An 18,155-nucleotide genomic window follows, 5' to 3' on the forward strand; every position below is an offset into this window, starting at 1 on the left:
CACCTCCCTGTGATCGACGTACCCATGTCTGTTCTTGATCTTGCCCCGGTGGCGGCGACCGGCAGTGCCGGTGAGGCGCTGCGGTACACCACGGAGCTGGCCCGCCGCACCGAGGAGCTGGGCTACCGCCGGTTCTGGGTGGCCGAGCACCACAACATGCCCGCGATCGCGAGTTCCGCGCCGGCGGTGCTGCTCGCGCACCTGGCGGCGCACACCAGCACGATCCGGCTCGGTTCGGGCGGGGTGATGCTGCCCAACCACGCGCCGCTGGTGGTGGCCGAGCAGTTCGGCACCCTGGAGGCGCTGCATCCGGGCCGGATCGACCTGGGCATCGGCCGGGCGCCGGGCACCGACCAGGTGACCGCGCTGGCGTTGCGCCGCACGATGGAGGGCCTGTCCGCGGAGCACTTCCCGCGTGAGCTGGCCGACCTGATGAACTACTTCTCCGGTGCCGAGCCGGGCCCGATCACGGCGACGCCGGGCCGCGGCCAGTCGCCGCAGGTGTGGCTGCTCGGGTCCAGCGGCTTCAGCGCGCAGCTGGCCGGTCTGCTCGGGCTGCCGTTCTCGTTCGCGCACCATTTCAGTTCGCAGAACACGATTCCGGCGTTGCAGCTCTACCGGCAGAACTTCCGGCCGTCGCAGTGGCTGGACCGGCCGTACGCGATGGTGGCGGTCAACGCGGTCTGCGCGGAGACCGACGAGCGGGCCGAGTGGCTGGCCGGGCCGGCCGGGCTGTCGTTCCTGAAGCTGCGGTCGGGGCGGCCGGAGCCGCTGGTCACGCCGGAGGAGGCGGCGGCGTACCCGTACTCGGAGTTCGAGCGGGAGTTCGTCGCCCAGCGCCGCGACGGCCAGGCGACCGGCTCACCGGAGACGGTGGCCCGGCAGCTCGGTGAGCTGCTGGAGCGCACCGGCGCGGACGAGCTGATGCTCACCACGATGGTGTACGACGTGGCGGACCGGGTCCGCTCGTTCGAGCTGATCGCCGAGAAGGTGGCGGGCGGGCTGCGCCGGGAGGGCTGAAACACGCTCTTCATAGCCACGTCACCGCAGCGTCGCGCGGGACGCATAACTTTGTCCCCGGTGGTGGTACGGCATTCCCGGTCGGGACGGGTCGGGAATGCTGCGGTGTGGTGCACCGGGTCGCCGGCGGAGCGGATTCCGCGGCCGGCGACCCGGTGCCTGCCGTTTCAGCGCAGGTAGATGTTCGGCGCGGGCGGGGTGCTCATGCCGTCGCCCAGGTAGAAGCCCGGGTGCGGCGGCTGGTTGTAGGCGGTGTTCTGCCAGGCCACAGCCACCCGGTACTGCGGGTCGTGCATCAGCGTCGGCAGACGCAGACCGGTGGTCGACGGCGTGCTGTAGATCCGGAGCGCGGTGCTGTCGGAGGTGCGCCAGACGACCTCCTCCCGCCAGTCACCGAGCAGGTCCGCGGAGAGCGCCGGGGTGGACTTGGTGCCGTTGTTGGAGGCGACGCCGCTGCCGGTGAGCAGCCGGGTCTCGCCGCCGGTGCCGTACTTGTCGATCTTCGTGGCGTCGAGCAGTTCCCGGACCGGGTCGCCGTCCCACCAGATCAGGAAGTTCGCCGACGACGGCTTGCGCCCGACGTTCTGCCCCCGGGTGTTGAGCAGTCCGTCGACCGCCGACGACCAGGACTCGGCACCCGGGCTGCCCGCCCACACGTCACCGGAGACGCCGCGGCCGTTGTCGCCGTTCGGCGCGGTCTGCCAGATGATCTGCCCGGTACGCGCGTCGGCCATCCAGGAGCTGGGCTTGCTGGCGTCCTCGTCGACCTTGAACACCTCCAGACCGGAGCGGGACGGGTCGAGGTCACCGACGTGCAGGGCGTCGCCGTGGCCGTTGCCGGTGGAGTACAGCAGCCGGCCGTTGTCGTCGATGGTGGCGGCGCCGTACACGATCTCCTGGCGGCTGTCGTTGTCGACGTCGGCCACGGAGAGCTGGTGGTTGCCCTGGCCGGCGGCGGCGCCGTTGCCGGAGGCGTTCGAGTCGAACGTCCAGCGCTTGCGCAGCGTGCCGTCGCGGAAGTCCCAGGCCGCGACGACGGCCCTGGTGTAGTAGCCGCGCGCCATGATCAACGACGGTCGCTGCCCGTCCAGGTACGCGGTGCCGGCGAGGAACCTGTCGACCCGGTTGCCGTACGAGTCGCCCCAGGAGGAGACGGTGCCGCGCGGCGGGTCGTAGTCGACAGTGGACAGCGCCGCGCCGGTGCGGCCGTCGAACATGGTCAGGTATTCCGGGCCGGCTAGCACGTAGCCGCTGGAGTTGCGGTGGTCGGCCGAGCCGTTGCCGATCACCTGGCCGGTGCCGGAGCGGGTGCCGTCGGCGGTCTTCATGGCCACCTCGGCGTCCCCGTCGCCGTCGTAGTCGTACACCTGGAACTGGGTGTAGTGGGCGCCGGCGCGGATGTTGCGACCCAGGTCGACGCGCCACAGCCGGGTGCCGGCGAGCGTGTACGCGTCGACGTAGACGTTGCCGGTGTAGCCGGACTGCGAGTTGTCCTTGGCGTTCGACGGGTCCCACTTGAGCACGAACTCGTAGCGGCCGTCGCCGTCGAGGTCACCGACGCTCGCGTCGTTCGCCGAGTAGCTGTACCCCTCCCCCGACGGGGTGGTGCCGCCGGGCGGCGGCTGGATCGGCACGTCCAGGTAACCGTTGGCGAACTGGAGCGCCGGCGCGGACGCCGCCTGCTCGGCGCCGTTCACCACGGCCCGCACGGTGTACGCCGAGCCGGCCGCCGCGCCGCTGTCCAGGTACGTGGTGGCGCCGGTGATCGGGCTGCCGTTGACCTTGGTACCGCCCCGGTACAGGTTGAACGAAACCCCGGTGGTCTCGGTGCCGAGCAGCCGCCAGGAGACCAGGTTCCCGCTGCCGGAGCGGACGCTGATCAGCCCTCGGTCGAGGTCCTCCATCTGCTTCGCGCCGGCCGGCGGCGTGGTCGGCGGCGGCGTGGTGGGCGGGGGTGTGGTCGGCGGCGGGGTCGTGGGCGGAGGTGTGGTGGACGGTGGCGGGGTCGTCGGCGGCGCGCTGGTGGACGGCGCGCCGGTGCAGGCGGTGCCGTTGAGCGTGAAGGCGGCCGGAACCGGGTTCGACGCGTCGTTCCACGAGCCGTTGAAGCCGAAGTTCGCGGTGCCGCCGGTGCCGATGGCCGCGTTGTAGCCGGCGTCGCGGGCGCTCACCTGCGCGCCGGACTGGCTGACCGTCGCGTTCCACGCCTGGACGACCTGCTGGCCGGCGGCGAAGCTCCAGCCGACGGTCCAGCCGTTGACCGGGTCGCCGAGGTTGGTGACTGTCACGTCGGCGCCGAAGCCGCCGCTCCACTGGTTGGTGATCCGGTAGTCGACCCGGCAGGCGACGGCCGCCGCGGCAGCAGTCATCGTGGTGAGCGCGCCGGCCGACAGGGTGACCGCCGAAGCCGCGGCGAGCAGCGCGATCCGGCGGCGAGGGGTGGTGGGGTGCACGGGGAACGCCTTTCGCGGAGGTCAGGCACGCGACGAGCGCCGGCCTGCCCGGACCGGCGGATACGTGCCCTGACGCGACGGGCGACGTCAACGCATCGACGTCGGTGATTCGGCTCCGCGCTTCGTCAGCCTAGGTCGCCACTGGACGCACCACAAGCGCGGCGGAGCGGTCGGGCGGCGCGAAGGAATGGCCCGACAGCCGATATACCTCAGAGTCATAAATATGACCGAGAGGCATACCGGTCAGCGGGACATCTTCTCTCCCGGGCGACGGCACGGCCAGGCGAGGCGCGCGGTTCAGGCCGCGGGCGGCTCAGCCCTCGACGGCGGCGGCGAGCTTCCGCGATTCGGCGGCCTCGGCGGTGGCCGCCGGCTCCGGGACCTGCCCCGACTGCGCGTCCTCCGCCGCCGACGCGGAGGCCGGCGCGGCCTCGGCCGGCGGCGCGGCGGCCAGGGCCGCGTCGACAGTGGCGCGGGCCCGGCGGGTACGGCGCAGGGCGCGCACCGCCAGCCCGACGGCGACCAGCCAGGCGGTGCCGAGCAGCACGTACACCACCACCGGCACCGAGCCGCCCACGCCGCCGGCGCTCAGCAGCGTGCGGGCATTCGTCAGCACGATCACGCCGCCGATCACGGCGCCGAGCAGCTGAGCGGGGACGATGCGGACCAGCCAGGCCGCGATCGGCGCGGCGATCAGGCCGCCGACCAGGAGGGCGGCCACTGTGGGCAGCAGGAAGCCCTCGGAGCCCAGGCCGATGAGGAAGCCGATGCTGGCCGCGCCGGCCACCACGAACTCGGAGGTGTCCACCGAGCCGATGACCTTGCGGGGTTCCATCCGACCGGAGACCAGCAGGGCCGGGGTGGCGACCGGGCCCCAGCCACCGCCGCCGGTGGCGTCGACGAAGCCGGCGACCAGGCCGAGCGGGGCGAGGAAGCGGCTACGGAGCCGGCCGGCGGCGCGGTTGGCGCGCAGCGGCCGGGAGAACCGCACCAGCAGGTACGCGCCGAGCGTGAACAGGATGGCTGCCATCCACGGCGCCGCCGCCTCGGTGGAGATGGAGCTGAGGAACGTCGCCCCGGCGAACGCGCCGATCGCGCCGGGCAACGCGATGCGGCCGACCACCTTCCAGTCGACGTTGCCGAATCGCCAGTGCGAGACGCCCGCGGCGAGCGTGGTGCCGATCTCGGCCAGGTGCACCGAGGCGGATGCCGCGGCCGGTGCCACGCCGGCGAACAGGAGAAGCGTGGAGGAGGTCAGCCCGTACGCCATGCCGAGCGCGCCGTCGACGAGTTGCGCGGCGAGCCCGACGAGGGCGAGGACCAGCAGCTTGCGCACGAGCGCCCCCTGACTTTTCGGTATCTCCTATCAACTTGGTCGACAATGCGGCACGAGGGCACCCCGGGTCAAGTCCCCCATCCGGTTGGTAGGAGACGCCGGACGGTGTGGTCAGCTCCAGGCGCGCGGGTCGGCGGCCAGTTCGTTGACCCGGCCGGGCAGCGCGCCGGCGGCCACGTCGGCGATGGTGACCAGCTCCAGGATCTCCCGCTCGCTGGCCCGCAGCGCGATCCAGACGTCCTGCAACGCGCGGGCCGCGCCCTGGTAGCCGAGCTGTTCCGGGCGCTGCCCGCGCACGTGCGCGAGTGGACCGTCGATGACGCGGATCACCTCGGCCAGGGAGATCTCGCCGGCCGGCCGGGCCAGCCAGTAGCCGCCCTCGGGGCCACGCTGGGCGTGCACGATGCCGCCCCGGCGCAGTTGCAGCAGGATGCTCTCGAGGAACTTCGGCGGGATGTCCTGCGCGCGGGCAATCTGCTCGGCGGTCACCGGGCGGCTCCGTCCGGTGCTTCCCCCGTCCGCGACCGAGGCCAGCTCAGCGGCCGCGCGGAGGGCATAGTCGACCCGGGCGGAAAGACGCATACGGCCAGGTTAGTCCGCTGCGGTGCGGACCTGCCGCCCGACCCGCGCCGGGACGATCACCGGCCGGGCGATCACCGCCCGGGCGGTCAGTCGCCGACGCGCCGCAGCAGCCCCTCCTGGACGGCGCTGGCGATGTGCCGGCCGTCGGTGGTGAACATCCGGCCCGTGGCCAGGCCGCGGGCGCCGGACGCGGACGGGCTCCAGCAGTCGTACAGGAACCACTCGTCGGCGCGGAACGACCTGTGGAACCAGAGCGCGTGGTCGAGGCTCGCGCCGACCACACCGCCCGGGCCCCACACCTCGCCGTGCACCGACAGCACCGAGTCCAGCAGCGTCAGGTCGGAGGCGTACGTGAGGGCGCACGCGTGCAGCAGCGGATCGTCCGGCAGCTTGCCGTCCAGGCGCATCCACACCCGCTGGTGCGGTTCGGCCGGGCGGTCGCCGGGGCGGACCCAGCCGGGCTCGCCGACGTAGCGCACGTCGATCGGGCGCGGGATCATCCCCCAGATGCCCAGGCGCTCCGGGTAGCGGGACAGCCGGTCGGCCATCGTCGGCACGTCGTCCGGGCCGGGTACGTCCGGCGGGAGCGGGGCGTGGTGGTCCAGCCCCTCCTCCTGGCGCTGGAACGACGCCGACATGAAGAAGATCGGCTTGTCGTGCTGCAACGCCACCGAGCGGCGTACCGAGAAGGAGCGGCCGTCGCGGACGTTCTCCACCTGGTACTCGATCGGCTCGGCCGGGTCGCCGGGGCGCACGAAGTAGCCGTGCAGGGAGTGCACGGCCCGCTCCGCGTCGACGGTGCGGCCGGCCGCGACCAGGGCCTGGCCGGCGACCTGCCCGCCGTAGACCCGCTGCGGGCCCACCGGCGGGCTCATCCCCCGAAAGGTCATCTCCCCGGTACGGGCGAGGTCGAGCACCTCCAGCAGCTGGTCGACCGCCGCCTGCCCGGTGGCCACACCACTCATTGGAGGGCTCGCGCCGAAGCGGCGTCGACCAGCGAACCGAGCTGGTGCACGCGCAGCGTGTTGGTGGAGCCGGGGGTGCCGGGCGGGCTGCCCGCCACGATGACCACGTAGTCGCCCGGGTTGGCCCGGTTGAGGCCGAGCAGCGCCTGGTCGACCTGGCGGAACATGTCGTCGGTGTGCTGGACGAACGGCATCAGGAACGTCTCCACGCCCCAGGACAGCGCGAGCTGGTTGCGCACCTCCGGCACCGGCGTGAACGCCAGCAGCGGCAGGTCGCAGTGCAGCCGGGCCAGCCGCTTGACGGTGTCACCGGTCTGCGAGAACGCGACCATGGCCTTGGCGCCGATGGCCCGGGCGATCGACGAGGCGGCGACGGTGAGCGCGCCGCCGTGCGTACGCGGATCGTGCTGCAACCGGGGGACGGCGATCGAGCCGGCCTCGGTGGTGGTGATGATCTTCGCCATGGTGCTGACGGTGAGCACCGGGTACTTGCCGACGCTGGTCTCGCCGGAGAGCATCACCGCGTCCGCGCCGTCGAGCACCGCGTTCGCCACGTCGGAGGCCTCCGCGCGGGTCGGGCGGGAGTTCTCGATCATCGAGTCGAGCATCTGGGTGGCCACGATGACCGGCTTGGCGTTCTCCCGGCACAGCTGCACGGCGCGCTTCTGCACCAGCGGCACCTGGTCCAGCGGCAGTTCGACGCCGAGGTCGCCGCGGGCGACCATGACCCCGTCGAAGGAGAGCACGATCGCCTCCAGGTGGTCGACCGCCTCCGGCTTCTCGACCTTGGCCAGGACCGGGCGCCGTACGCCCTCCTCGTCCATGATCGAGTGAACGAGCTTGATGTCCTCCGGCGAGCGGACGAAGGAGAGCGCGACCAGGTCGACACCGAGGCCGAGGGCGAAGCGCAGGTCCTCGGCGTCCTTGTCGGACAGGGCCGGGACGCTCACCGCGACGTTCGGCAGCGAGACGCCCTTGTTGTTGGAGACCGGGCCGCCCTCGGTGACCAGGCACCGGATGTCGTTGCCGGTCACGTCGCTGACCTCGACCGCGACCCGGCCGTCGTCGATCAGCAGCCGGTCGCCCGGCTTCACCTCCTGCGGCAGCTTGCGGTAGGTGCAGGAGACCCGCTCCTTGGTGCCCTCCACCTCGTCGCCGGTGATCACCACGGAGTCGCCGGTGCGCCACTCGTGCGGGCCGTCGACGAACCGGCCGAGACGGATCTTGGGGCCCTGGAGGTCGGCGAGCACGGCGACCGGCCGGCCGGCCGCCTCGGCCGCCTCGCGGACCAGCCGGTAGACCGATTCGTGGTCGGCGTGACTGCCGTGGCTGAAGTTGAGCCTCGCCACGTTCATGCCCGCCTCTACGAGGCCGCGGATACGCTCCGGGGACGCGGTTGCGGGGCCGAGAGTGCAGACGATCTTCGCGCGGCGTGTCACGCCCATCAGGCTAGTCTCTCCTCCGGATCGGCCTCCCGGCCGACCCCTTGCGGACTGCGGAACATTTGTCCAACGACGCGCGTCAACCGCGTGGGCGGGCGGTAGGCGTACCGCACCGGAACGTCGTGTGGCGGGCATCGGCGACCGCGCGGTGAGAAATCGTACCGCTCCCCGTCACGGACCGGCCGGGGGCACTGTGGGGCCGCCGCGCTCGGCCGGCCGGGCGTGGGCGGGCACCGGGTACGCGGCAGCGACCGGTGCCGTCGGAGGGGCGGGCGTCGCGCCTCAGCTCTCCGTCTTGACCAGCGGGAACTCCAGTGAGCCGGCCGGGCAGAGGAAGGTAAGCACCTCGACCCGGTAGAGCCCGGCCTGCACCGCCGGGTCGGCCTCCATGACGCTGCGGACGTCGTCCACCGAACCGGTCCGGGCCAGGCCGAAACCGATCGGCGGGTCGGGTTCCCGGGCCGGGCCGTCGACCGACCCGTCCACGAGCACGATGCCGCGCCGTTGCAGCGCCCGCATGTGCTGGAGGTGCTCGGCCTGCAGCCGCTGCACGGTCTCGTCCGGCAGGGCCCGTCCCGAGGGCCCGGGGTAGAGCACGATGCACTCGTACGTGTCCAGCGCGAAGTCGAGCCGTGGCGTCGCGGCCATGCGCACCTCCTGAGCACCGTCCCACCCAGCCTCCCACGGCGGCCCGGTGCGCCGGGGCCGCTCGCCGCAACTACCAGTGCTTCGCCGTCACGATTCGGGGAATGTCCAGTGGTCGGGGCGCAACACCGCCCTGCGAGGCACGAACGAGCACAGGAGGACCGCGAATGGCCACCAGCACCCAGCCCGCCAAGGCGTCGGGCAGCTACCGGATCGGTGGCGACCTGCCGGTCGACCGCCTCGGCTACGGGGCGATGCAGCTCACCGGCCCCGGCGTCTGGGGCGACCCGAAGGATCCGGCCGAGGCGGTACGGGTGCTGCGCCGCGCGTACGAGCTGGGCGTCACGTTCGTCGACACCGCCGACTCGTACGGGCCGTTCGTCAGCGAGCTGCTGATCCGCGAGGCGCTGCACCCGTACGCCGACGACCTGGTCATCGCGACGAAGGCCGGGCTGACCCGCTCCGGCCCGGACGACTGGCGGCCGGTGGGCCGCCCGGAGTACCTGCGCCAGCAGTGCGAGCTGAGCCTGCGCCACCTGGGACTGGACTGCATCCCGCTCTACCAGCTGCACCGCATCGACGCGAAGGTGCCGCTGGCCGACCAGCTCGGGGAGCTGGCGCTGCTGCGCCAGGAGGGCAAGATCCGGCACATCGGGCTGTCCCAGGTCAGCGTCGAGGAGATCGAGGCGGCCCGGGCGATCGCGCCGATCGTGTCCGTGCAGAACCTCTACAACCTGGCCGACCGCAGCGCGGAGGACGTGCTGGAGCACTGCGAGCGCCACGACCTGGCGTTCATCCCGTGGTTCCCGATCGCCACCGGCAACCTGGCCCGGCCCGGCGGACCGCTGGACGCGATCTCGACCGCGCACGGCGCCAGCCCGGCGCAGCTCGCGCTGGCCTGGCTGCTGCGCCGGTCGCCGGTGATGCTGCCGATCCCGGGTACGTCGTCGGTGGCGCACCTGGAGGAGAACGTGGCGGCGGCCGAGGTGGAGCTGACCGACGACGAGTTCGAGGCGCTGGCGAAGGCCGCCTGACCCGGACGCGCCCGGCCCTTTCGCGGAATGTGATCGAGCAACTACTGTCAGAGGGATTCTCGCGAGTGGGGGTCCGCTGTGGAGGAGTTCGACTACGTCATCGTGGGGGCCGGCGCGGCGGGGTGCGTGCTGGCGAACCGCCTCACCGAGGATCCGGGGACGCGGGTGCTGCTGCTGGAGGCGGGCGGCTGGGACCGCAGCCCGTACGTGCGGGTGCCGAAGGCGTTCTCCCGGCTGATGGACGACCAGCGCACCGCCTGGCACTACCCGGCCACCACCGGACCGGGCCGCCAGGAGATCTGGCAGCGCGGGCGGATGATCGGCGGTTCGACGTCGGTGAACGGCATGATCTGGAGCCGCGGCGCGGCCCGCGACTGGGACGCCCTAGCACCACTGGGCTGGGGCTGGTCGGTCATGGGCCGCGTGTTCCCGCGGCTGGAGGACCACCCGCTCGGGTCCGCGCCGCACCGGGGCACCGGCGGCCCGGTGCGGCTGTCCATCGCCACCGGCACCGACCCGCTCGCCGAGGAGATGGTGGCGACCGGCGCCGAGCTGGGCTGGCGCCGCGCCGACGACCTGGACGCCCACGACGACGAGCGGATCGGCTATCCCACCGCCACCATCCACGCCGGACGCCGGGTCAGCGCCGCCGACGCGTTCCTGCACCCGGTGCGGCGCCGGCCCAACCTGACCGTCGAGGTCGGCGCCGTCGTCCTGCGGGTGCTCGTCGAGGGCGGCCGGGCCACCGGCGTACGGGTGGCGCGCGGCGGCGGGGAGACCACGTACCGGGCGGCCGGTGAGGTGATCCTCGCCGCGGGCGCCCTCGCGACCCCGCACCTGTTGCAGGTCTCCGGCATCGGGCCGGCGGACACACTGCGCGCGGCAGGGGTGCCGGTGCTGCTCGACCGGCCCCGGGTCGGCGCCGGGCTGCGCGAGCACCGGTCGATGGTGCTCCAGTACCGCCTCGCCGAACGCGGCGGCCACAACATGACCATCGGCAGCCCGCTCGGGCAGGCCCGGGCCACGCTGCGCTGGCTGCTCACCGGGGGCGGCCCGCTCGCCCTGCCGGTGCTGGACGTGGCGGCCCACCTCAAGTCCCGCCCCGAGCTGGACCGCCCGGACGCGCACCTGCTGATGGCGCCGTTCTCGGCCGCCCCGCCCCGGCCCGGCAAGGCCCTCGAACTGGAACGGGAACCGGGCCTGATGTGCCTGGGCACGGTGACCCGGCCGGACAGCGAGGGCAGCCTGACGATCACCGACGCGGACCCGCGTACGCCGCCGGCCATCGTGGCGAACTACCTCGCCACCGAGCACGACCGGCGGGTGGCGGTGGACCTGTTCCGCCGGATGCGGGAGTTCTTCGGCACCGGCCCGATCGCGAAGCGCATCCGGGCCGAGACGGTGCCCGGGACGGCGGCTACCACCGACGCGCAGATCGTCGAGGCGGCGGTGGCGCGCGGCTACTGCGGCTACCACGCGATCGGCACCTGCGCGATGGGCGACGGCGACGATCACGTGGTCGACCCGCACCTGCGGGTCCGCGGCGTGGACGGGCTGCGGGTGGTCGACGCGTCGGTGCTGCCGGTGATGGTGGCGGGCTGGACCAGCGCCCCGGTGACCGCGCTGGCCTGGCGGGCCGCCGACGTGATCACGGGCCGGGACGCGGACTGAGCGACGGCCCGGCCGGACGTGCCCGGGCCTGCGCGACGGCGGGCCTGGGCACGTGGCTCAGACCGCGAAGCAGTTCGGCTGGACCGCGGCGCCGGAGAGCACCTGGCGTACCGCCGTGTACGTGGTGCCGTCCAGCACCAGCCCGAGGTGGCCGACGACCCGCAGCGGGCACCACGCCTGCACCAGGATGTTCGTCGCGCCGTCGGCGAGCACGGCGTTGTCGACCGGCCGGACCAGTTCGTCCTGCCAGGTGCGCACCGTCGCCCACCGCACCGGGCCGGGGGTGTCGTCCCCGGCGTTGAGGTCGGCGAGGAAGCTCGACCCGATGGTCATCTGCTGGCAGGCGATCACCCCGGCGCAGCTGCCCAGCCCGAGGAAGGCGACCAGGTTGGCGACGTAGGTGCCGTACTGCGGGCTGCCCAGGCTGACGTACTGGTCGACGGTGGCCGCGCCGCCGAGGTACTTGACGTACCAGCGGCTGACCAGGCCGCCCTCGGAGTGGCCGACCAGGTCGACGCGGGCCGCACCGGTGCCGGCGCGCACCCGGTCCACGTAGGACGACAACGCGCGGGCGGACTCGCGGATGTCGCCGAGACCGAGGTTCGGCAACTGGAAGATCGAGACCCGGTAGCCGTCGGCGCGCAGCCGCGCGGCGATCGGCTCGTACGCGATGGAGATTCCACTGAGGCCGCCGACCACGATCACCGGGTCGGCGGCCGCGGCGGCGGCCCGTTGCGCGGCGGTGGCGACGGTGGCCGTGGCAGACGGGGCGGCGGGTTCGGCGGTGGCGGCCTGGGCGGCGGCCGGGACGAGCAGGACGGTGGCGGCGGTGGTGACGGCCAGGATCGTTCGGAGCAGCATGGGCTGCACCTCCGGGGGGAGGCACCCGGGCGTACCCGGGGGGACGGGTGGGATCCGATCGATCGTGGACACGATGATGCGTGTCCGATTTCACACACGTCAATGAAAAGTTACGCGGCGGTAACCCTTGTCGCGCCCTGCGCGCAAACCGGCATGCCGGACCGGGCTCAGTTGCCCAGCGCCTGGACCTTCGCGATGGTCTCCTGCACGTGCTGCCGGGCCGGTTCCCCGCCCTGTGCGGCCTGTGCCAGCGCCTGCCGGTAGGAGTCGATGGCGCCGATCAGCGGCCCCGCCGTGGCACCTTCCAGCGCGCCCGCCACCAGCGCCCGCGCCTCGGCCGCGTCCTGCGCGGCGGCGGCGGTGCGTGCCTTGGCCTCGTCCAGCTTCTGTGCCGCCGCCGCCAGCCTGGCGATGATCTCCGCCGCGCTCACACGCCCTCCCCCAGCTCACCGACCCGCGCGCAGCCTACCGCCCCACCCCGCCTCGCTGTCAGCGCAGGAGGCGGAAGAGGAGGAGGTAGAGGCAGAAGAAGGACGGGGAGACCAGCGCGCAGATCACGAAACCCAGCGGCACGTAGCGTCCGGCCGGGGGCGCGTCGCCCTCCACCGCCGGGCGGCCCCAGCGGGCGAGCACCGCCTGACCGGCCACGAAGGACATCAACGGCACGCCCGCGCAGCTCAGCGCCGCCACCAGGTCCAGCCCGGTCACCGGCAGCGACGAACCCACTATCGCGATCAGCATCAGCAGCGAGCCGACCAGCGCACAGCCCGCGTACACCACCACCGCCCGCGCCGGCGCCGACCAGGTGGGCAGCAGCACCGGCGTGCGGGCCAGCGCATCGGCCTGCTGCCCGAACACGTCGGCCTCCTCGGCGAGCCGCCCCGCCGCCGCCAGCTCCGCCGCCGGGTCGCCGGCCCGCGGCGCCGGAACACCCCCCGAGGGGTACGCCCCGACGTCCGGCCGCCCCGGCGCGTCGGCTGCGCCGCCGGTCACCCCGTCCCCCGGCCCGGGTGCGGGACCCGGCGCTCCCCCACCGGCAGCCATCGCCGGCGCCGGCGCCTCCGCCGGTACCGACGTCATCGGCACGCCGATCGCCTGCCCGAGCCGGTCCAGGTGCTGGCCCTGGGTCGCGAGCCGCTGCCCGAGCGTGTCGACGGCGGACTGGAGGCCACGGCGGCGCTCCGCCTCGGCGGCGATCTCCCGCTCCCCGCCGCGCTGCCGGGTGGACAGCTCCCGCAGCAGCGCCGCGTACTCGTCGAATCCGCTCATGACGGCTCTCCCGCGGCGGCGAAGGGCACGATCAGCGCGGTGCGGTGCTCGTGCCGGTCGACCAGCAGGGCGCGCCCCTCGCGCGGGACGTACGCCAGGTCGTGCACGCCGAGGTGCAGGCCCAGGTCGGCGGCGGGGACGTTCAGCGCGACCAGGCCGGTCACGTCGTCGCGGTGCCCGCTGCCGCCGAGGTCGTCGGCGAGCCGGCGCAGCCCGCGCCACCAGCCGAGCACGTGCGTGCCGCGCGCGGGCCCCTGGCGCAGCACGGCGCGCAGGTCGTCGTACCCGGAGCGGAACGTCGCCGGGTCGGAGGCGGCCAGCGTCGTGGCCGCGGCGTCCATGCCGAACACCACCAGGTAGGTGCGCCCGGACGCCGGGCTGTCGCCGGCGGCGGCCTCGGTGAGCTGGGTGCGCAGTGCACCGGCGTCGAGGCGTCGGACCTGGTGCCCGGCGGCGGCGAGCGTCATGGCCAGGTCGTCGGCGGCGTCCGTGGTGCCCGGCGCCAGCGGCGCGAACAGGAACCGGGCGGTGCCGGGGGCGTGCTGGCGGGCCAGGGACAGGGTGGCCGACCGGAGCACGTCCGCGCCGCCCGCGGCGGTGCCGACCACCGCGAGGTGCCGGCCCGGGCTGGCGTCGAGCGCGAACCCGGCCGGGCTGCCGGGGACGTCCACTACGCGGCCGACGAGCGCGTACGGCGGGTCGGCGCCGGGCGTCAACGCCGCCCAGGCGCTGTCGTCGGTGAGCCGGGGCGTCTCGTGTCCCCGGAAGACGGCAGGCGGGCGCGACCCGGCCGGGCGGGCCGCGTGCAGCTCGTGGCGCAGCGCGGCGAGGTCGGCCGAGGCGGCGTGCGCGTCCGGGAACCGCACCTCGGCGTCCGAGCCGGGCGCCCCCGCGCCCGTGTTCACCACCGCCGTGCCGACGGTGAGCCCGCGTGCGGCGTCGTTGCGCGGGTCCAGCACGGCGTCGCCGCCGGGTAGCGCGATCCGCAGCGGGAACTGCCCGAAGATCGCCTCGGCCCGGCCGTAGAGCGCCTCGATGCCGGTGGTGCTCTGGCTCGCCAGCACCAGGTGCAGGCCGTACGAGCGGCCCTTGCGGGCCAGTTCCTCGATCAGGTCGACGGCCTGCCGGGCCAGCGCGTCGTTGCCGGCGAACAGCACGTGGAACTCGTCGACGACTGTGACGATCCGGGGCGGCCGGGCGTTGGGCGGCAGGTCCGCCAGGCGGCTGACGCCGTGCCGCTTCAGCAGGTCGGCGCGGCGGCCCAGTTCGGCGCGCAGTTCGCGCAGCACCGCCACGCCGTACTCGCGGTCGGACTCGATGCCGACCGCGTCGGCGTGCGGCAGCCAGGACGGGTCACGGTCGGTGGGCACGAACTCGGTGAAGCTGACGCCCTCCTTGAAGTCGAGCAGCATCAGCCGCAGCTCGGCCGGGGAGTAGCGGGCGGCCAGCCCGTAGAGCACGTCGAGCAGCAGGACCGTCTTGCCCGCGCCGGTCCGCCCGCCGATCAGCCAGTGCGGGGTGGCGTCGTCGAACGCCACGCTCAGCGGACGGCGTCCGGCCCGGCCGAGCACGGTACGCAGCCCGGAGGCGGCGGACCCGGCCCAGCGCTGCGCGGGCAGCAGGTCGGTGAACGTGACGTCGTCCTGGCCGGCGGCCTCGGCGTACCGGCGGGCCAGCGCGGTGACGGTGGCGTGCGACGGGTCGCCGTCGAGCACCACCGGCGCGGCCAGCCCGCTGCCGTCGGTGCTGAACGGGCGCCCGGGCGGGTCGCCGACGAGCGTGTACCGCTCGGTGACGCGCAGCTGGGTGGTGGCGCCCAGCGGCGGCGCGGCGCTCGGCCCGGCCGGTGGGTGACCGGCCAGCAGCACGCAGACCGCAGCGGCCGGGCCGGCGTGGGTGAGCGCTGCGAGCCGGGCCAGTTCCCGGGGCGGCGGCGCGGACGCGGCGACCACCACCAGCAGCTCGCGGTCCTCCGGCGCGGACCGCTGGGCGGTACGGGCGTGCCGCTCGGCCAGGTCGAGCAGGGCCGTCGTCTCCGCCTCGGTCGTCGCCGCCGGGGCGAGCACCCCGGCGTCGTGCAGCGGGCGCAGCGGAAGGAACGCCGCACCGAAGGCCGCCTGGTCGATGCCGGCCACCCGGATCGCACCGGCCGGAGCGGCGGTCAGCAGCCGTACCACCACCGCCCGCAGCAGCTCGCCGACGCGCGGGTCACGGGCGTCCGCGTCGACGGCCAGGTGCGCGCCCGCACCCACCGGCACGAGCACCGGGAACGCGCCGTCGACAGTGGACGCGGCGCCGAGGCGTACCGGAACGGGGTGGGTCGCGACGCGGGCCGTGCCGGGCACCGCGGCGGCCAGCTCACCGCCGAGGCGGGCCAGCCGCGCCACCAGCTCGGGGCTGCCCACCGGCGCCGGGCCCGCAGCGCCCAGCAGCCGCCGGGCCGCCTCCCAGTGCCGCACCGCCCGCCGATGCCGATCGACCGCCTGCCGGTACGCCGCCGCGAGTCTGCCCACCGTCCGCCCTCCGACGTTTGCGATCGAAGGGAACCCTAACGGACGCGCGCCGCACCGGCACGGGGCGCTCCGCACCGGGGATTCGTCCACTGTTCACCCGGCTACCGACGGACGCGCCGCCCGCCGTTCCCCCGGCCCCGCTTGCCTTCGGTCAGGCAATCGTGCGCACAGGAAGGCGACGACGTGACCACCTCACCTCTCCCCCGGCGGTCCCTGCTGCGCGGCGGCGTGGCCGGCGGACTCGGCATCATGGTGGCCGGCAGCCTGGAGGCGATCGCCGGCCCGGCGGCGGCCCGGCCCGCGTGCCGCCCCGCCGTCGGCTACGGCGACCTGGTGCCGGACCCGGCCGGCCTGCTGGCGCTGCCGCCGGGCTTCTCGTACACGGTCGTCGCGCAGGCGGGCGCGACGCTGCTGGAGTCCGGGCAGCCCACCCCGAGCGACGCGGACGGTACCGGCTGCTTCCGCGGCCCGCACGGCTCGGTGCTGGTCAACAACCACGAGATCGGCGGCGACGAGCCGTACCCGGTGCCGCCGCTACCCGGCCTCACCTACGACCCGGGCGCCCGGGGCGGCACCACCACCATCGAGGTGGACCGGCACGGGCGGCGGCTGCGCGAGTACGTGAGCGTGGCCGGCACGCACAACAACTGCGCCGGTGGCATCACCCCGTGGGGCACGTGGCTGACCTGCGAGGAGACCGAGCAGCGGGCCGGTGGGCGGTATCTGAAGGACCACGGGTACGTCTTCGAGGTCGACCCGCACGACCGGTCCGCCAACACCGGCCCGGTGCCGCTGACGTTCCTCGGGCGGTACTCCCACGAGGCGGTCGCGGTCGACCCGTACACGCACTCGATCTACCTGACCGAGGACGCGAGCGGGCCCAACGGCCTGTACTTCCGGTGGACGCCGCCGCCCGGCTTCCGGGCCGGCAAGGGCGCGCTGCGGGCGCTCGCCCAGCGGCCCGACGGCGGGACCGCCGGCAGCCTCGCCGCGATGCGCTGCCTGCACGGTGACACGCACGTGGCCGACCTGTCCGAGGCCACCACGCCCGGCACCCGCTACCGGGTCCAGTGGGTCGAGGTGCCCGACCGCGACGCCCGCACCGTCTCCGTACGCAAGCAGTTCACCGACGCCGAGGTGACCCGCAGCCGCAAGCTGGAGGGCGCCTGGTGGGGCGACGGCGGCGCGTACTTCGTGGCCAGCTACGCCCGCCACGACGACGGCAGCGCCAACGAGCACGACGGGCAGGTGTGGTTCTACGACCCGCGCCGGCAGACGGTGACACTGAAGACCATCTTCGGGGTGAACACCGACCCGGAGGCCGACACCGGCAACTACGACGGGCCGGACAACATCACCGTGTCGCCGTACGGCGGGGTGATCCTGGCCGAGGACGGCGAGGGCGTGTCGCACCTGGTCGGCGTCACCGAGCAGGGCACTGCGTACCCGCTGGCGCGCAACGAGCTCAACGACAGCGAGTTCACCGGGCCGACGTTCAGCGCGGACGGGAGGACGCTGTTCGCCAACATCCAGTCGCCGGGGTACGTGTTCGCGATCACCGGGCCGTGGGGGCGGCCGGGTAACGGGCACCGCTGAGAGGGCGCCGGCCGGTGGTCTCCCCAGGGGCGGGAACCGCCGGTCGGCGTCATGGGTCGCCCGAGCGCCCGGATCATCGGTACTCTCTGAGCAGGGCTGATGAGGGGGTGTCACCGGATGGCCAGCGCACACGACGTCGCCGCCGCGGTGCTCGCCGAGGTCGGCCGGGTCACCGCGATGAAGCTCGAGAAGCTCGTCTACTACTGCCAGGGATGGCACCTGGCTCGCAGTGGTTCGTCGCTGTTCGCCGAGCCGATCGAGGCATGGCGGGAAGGCCCGGTGGTTCCGCTGCTCTACCGGCACCACCGCCAGCAGCTCTACGTCTCGGAGTGGCCCCTCGGAGATCCCTCCCTGCTCACCGAAGCCCAGCGCGAATCCGTCCGCTGGGTGGCCCGCGAGTACGGCAGGTTCTCCGCGACCGAGCTGTCCACCATGACGCACAACGAACTGCCGTGGCGGGCCGCTCGTGGCGCGCTGCCCGAGTCCGCCAGCTCCTCCGAGCAGCTCGATGTCGACCTGATGCGGACGTACTACGCGCGGCAGATGGCGAGCACCGAGACAGCCGTCGCGCAGGCCACGGCGAACGCCGCGATCGAGGGCCAGGAGTTCGACCAGGACTGGCAGGAACGGCTCCGCGACGTGGCCTCGGGCCTGGTCGACGCGGACGATCTGATCGCCGAAGAGATCGCCCGCCTGCGCGGATGACCGATCCGTACTGCTGGCCGGGCACTGACTGCCTGGTCAACCGGTTGGGCCTCAGAGACGCCG

Annotated in this window: 15 protein-coding genes; 5 read left to right on the plus strand and 10 right to left on the minus strand. The window is 74.0% G+C overall.

Features of this window, described 5'->3' with window-relative positions; all coding sequences use genetic code 11:
• Window positions 1–24: 24 nt before the first annotated feature.
• The gene (locus tag O7611_RS19175) at window positions 25–1,020 is read left to right on the plus strand and encodes an LLM class flavin-dependent oxidoreductase (RefSeq protein ID WP_194801281.1); all 996 of its coding nucleotides are present in this window, start codon (window positions 25–27) and stop codon (window positions 1,018–1,020) included.
• Window positions 1,021–1,187: 167 nt separating this feature from the next.
• Here O7611_RS19175 and O7611_RS19180 read toward each other — a convergent pair whose 3' ends face one another.
• The 6 genes from O7611_RS19180 to O7611_RS19205 all read right to left on the minus strand — a co-directional run bounded on the left by O7611_RS19180 (window position 1,188) and on the right by O7611_RS19205 (window position 8,446).
• Complete coding sequence (locus O7611_RS19180; RefSeq protein WP_269697338.1) at window positions 1,188–3,473, minus strand: rhamnogalacturonan lyase family protein; 2,286 nt, start codon at window positions 3,471–3,473, stop codon at window positions 1,188–1,190.
• A 313-nt stretch (window positions 3,474–3,786) separates the two neighbouring features.
• Entirely contained in the window at window positions 3,787–4,809 is a 1,023-nt protein-coding gene (locus O7611_RS19185; RefSeq protein WP_194801279.1) for a sulfite exporter TauE/SafE family protein, read from the minus strand.
• A 111-nt stretch (window positions 4,810–4,920) separates the two neighbouring features.
• Window positions 4,921–5,391 carry an RrF2 family transcriptional regulator gene (locus O7611_RS19190; protein WP_135241228.1) on the minus strand — a complete coding sequence of 157 codons (471 nt, stop codon included), beginning with the start codon at window positions 5,389–5,391 and terminating at the stop codon, window positions 4,921–4,923.
• Between the two features lie 86 nt (window positions 5,392–5,477).
• Window positions 5,478–6,356 carry an acyl-CoA thioesterase gene (locus tag O7611_RS19195; protein WP_194801278.1) on the minus strand — a complete coding sequence of 293 codons (879 nt, stop codon included), beginning with the start codon at window positions 6,354–6,356 and terminating at the stop codon, window positions 5,478–5,480.
• On the minus strand, window positions 6,353–7,801 hold the full coding sequence (gene pyk, locus O7611_RS19200) for a pyruvate kinase (RefSeq protein WP_194801277.1): 1,449 nt from the start codon (window positions 7,799–7,801) through the stop codon (window positions 6,353–6,355). Before pyk ends, O7611_RS19195 begins: the two co-directional genes overlap by 4 nt.
• A gap of 279 nt (window positions 7,802–8,080) precedes the next feature.
• Window positions 8,081–8,446: a YciI family protein gene (locus O7611_RS19205; RefSeq protein WP_013287532.1), complete on the minus strand. Its 366-nt coding sequence runs from the start codon at window positions 8,444–8,446 to the stop codon at window positions 8,081–8,083.
• 164 nt (window positions 8,447–8,610) lie between these two features.
• Here O7611_RS19205 and O7611_RS19210 point away from each other — a divergent pair, with 164 nt between their 5' ends.
• Together O7611_RS19210 and O7611_RS19215 are read left to right on the plus strand one after the other, a co-directional pair.
• On the plus strand, window positions 8,611–9,477 hold the full coding sequence (locus O7611_RS19210) for an aldo/keto reductase (protein ID WP_194801276.1): 867 nt from the start codon (window positions 8,611–8,613) through the stop codon (window positions 9,475–9,477).
• Between the two features lie 78 nt (window positions 9,478–9,555).
• Window positions 9,556–11,148 (plus strand): GMC family oxidoreductase, encoded by a 1,593-nt coding sequence (locus tag O7611_RS19215; RefSeq protein WP_269697339.1) that lies wholly within the window; start codon window positions 9,556–9,558, stop codon window positions 11,146–11,148.
• Between the two features lie 57 nt (window positions 11,149–11,205).
• On the opposite strand, the gene O7611_RS19220 is transcribed toward O7611_RS19215, so the two are convergent.
• The 4 genes from O7611_RS19220 to O7611_RS19235 all read right to left on the minus strand — a co-directional run bounded on the left by O7611_RS19220 (window position 11,206) and on the right by O7611_RS19235 (window position 15,791).
• On the minus strand, window positions 11,206–12,009 hold the full coding sequence (locus O7611_RS19220) for a lipase family alpha/beta hydrolase (protein ID WP_194801274.1): 804 nt from the start codon (window positions 12,007–12,009) through the stop codon (window positions 11,206–11,208).
• Between the two features lie 167 nt (window positions 12,010–12,176).
• On the minus strand, window positions 12,177–12,440 hold the full coding sequence (locus tag O7611_RS19225) for a DUF6244 family protein (RefSeq protein ID WP_073830945.1): 264 nt from the start codon (window positions 12,438–12,440) through the stop codon (window positions 12,177–12,179).
• 58 nt (window positions 12,441–12,498) lie between these two features.
• A complete protein-coding gene (locus O7611_RS19230) occupies window positions 12,499–13,278 on the minus strand; it encodes a hypothetical protein (RefSeq protein ID WP_194801273.1) in 780 nt (259 codons plus the stop codon).
• The gene (locus O7611_RS19235) at window positions 13,275–15,791 is read right to left on the minus strand and encodes an FtsK/SpoIIIE domain-containing protein (RefSeq protein WP_269697340.1); all 2,517 of its coding nucleotides are present in this window, start codon (window positions 15,789–15,791) and stop codon (window positions 13,275–13,277) included. The genes O7611_RS19230 and O7611_RS19235 overlap by 4 nt, the downstream gene beginning before the upstream one ends.
• Before the next feature lie 183 nt (window positions 15,792–15,974).
• Here O7611_RS19235 and O7611_RS19240 point away from each other — a divergent pair, with 183 nt between their 5' ends.
• Both O7611_RS19240 and O7611_RS19245 read left to right on the plus strand, forming a co-directional pair.
• Window positions 15,975–17,387 carry an alkaline phosphatase PhoX gene (locus tag O7611_RS19240; protein ID WP_269697341.1) on the plus strand — a complete coding sequence of 471 codons (1,413 nt, stop codon included), beginning with the start codon at window positions 15,975–15,977 and terminating at the stop codon, window positions 17,385–17,387.
• 117 nt (window positions 17,388–17,504) lie between these two features.
• Window positions 17,505–18,092: a Panacea domain-containing protein gene (locus O7611_RS19245; RefSeq protein ID WP_269697342.1), complete on the plus strand. Its 588-nt coding sequence runs from the start codon at window positions 17,505–17,507 to the stop codon at window positions 18,090–18,092.
• The last annotated feature ends 63 nt before the right edge of the window (window positions 18,093–18,155 follow it).

The organism is Micromonospora sp. WMMC273 (assembly GCF_027460285.1).
GTDB lineage: Bacteria > Actinomycetota > Actinomycetes > Mycobacteriales > Micromonosporaceae > Micromonospora > Micromonospora aurantiaca.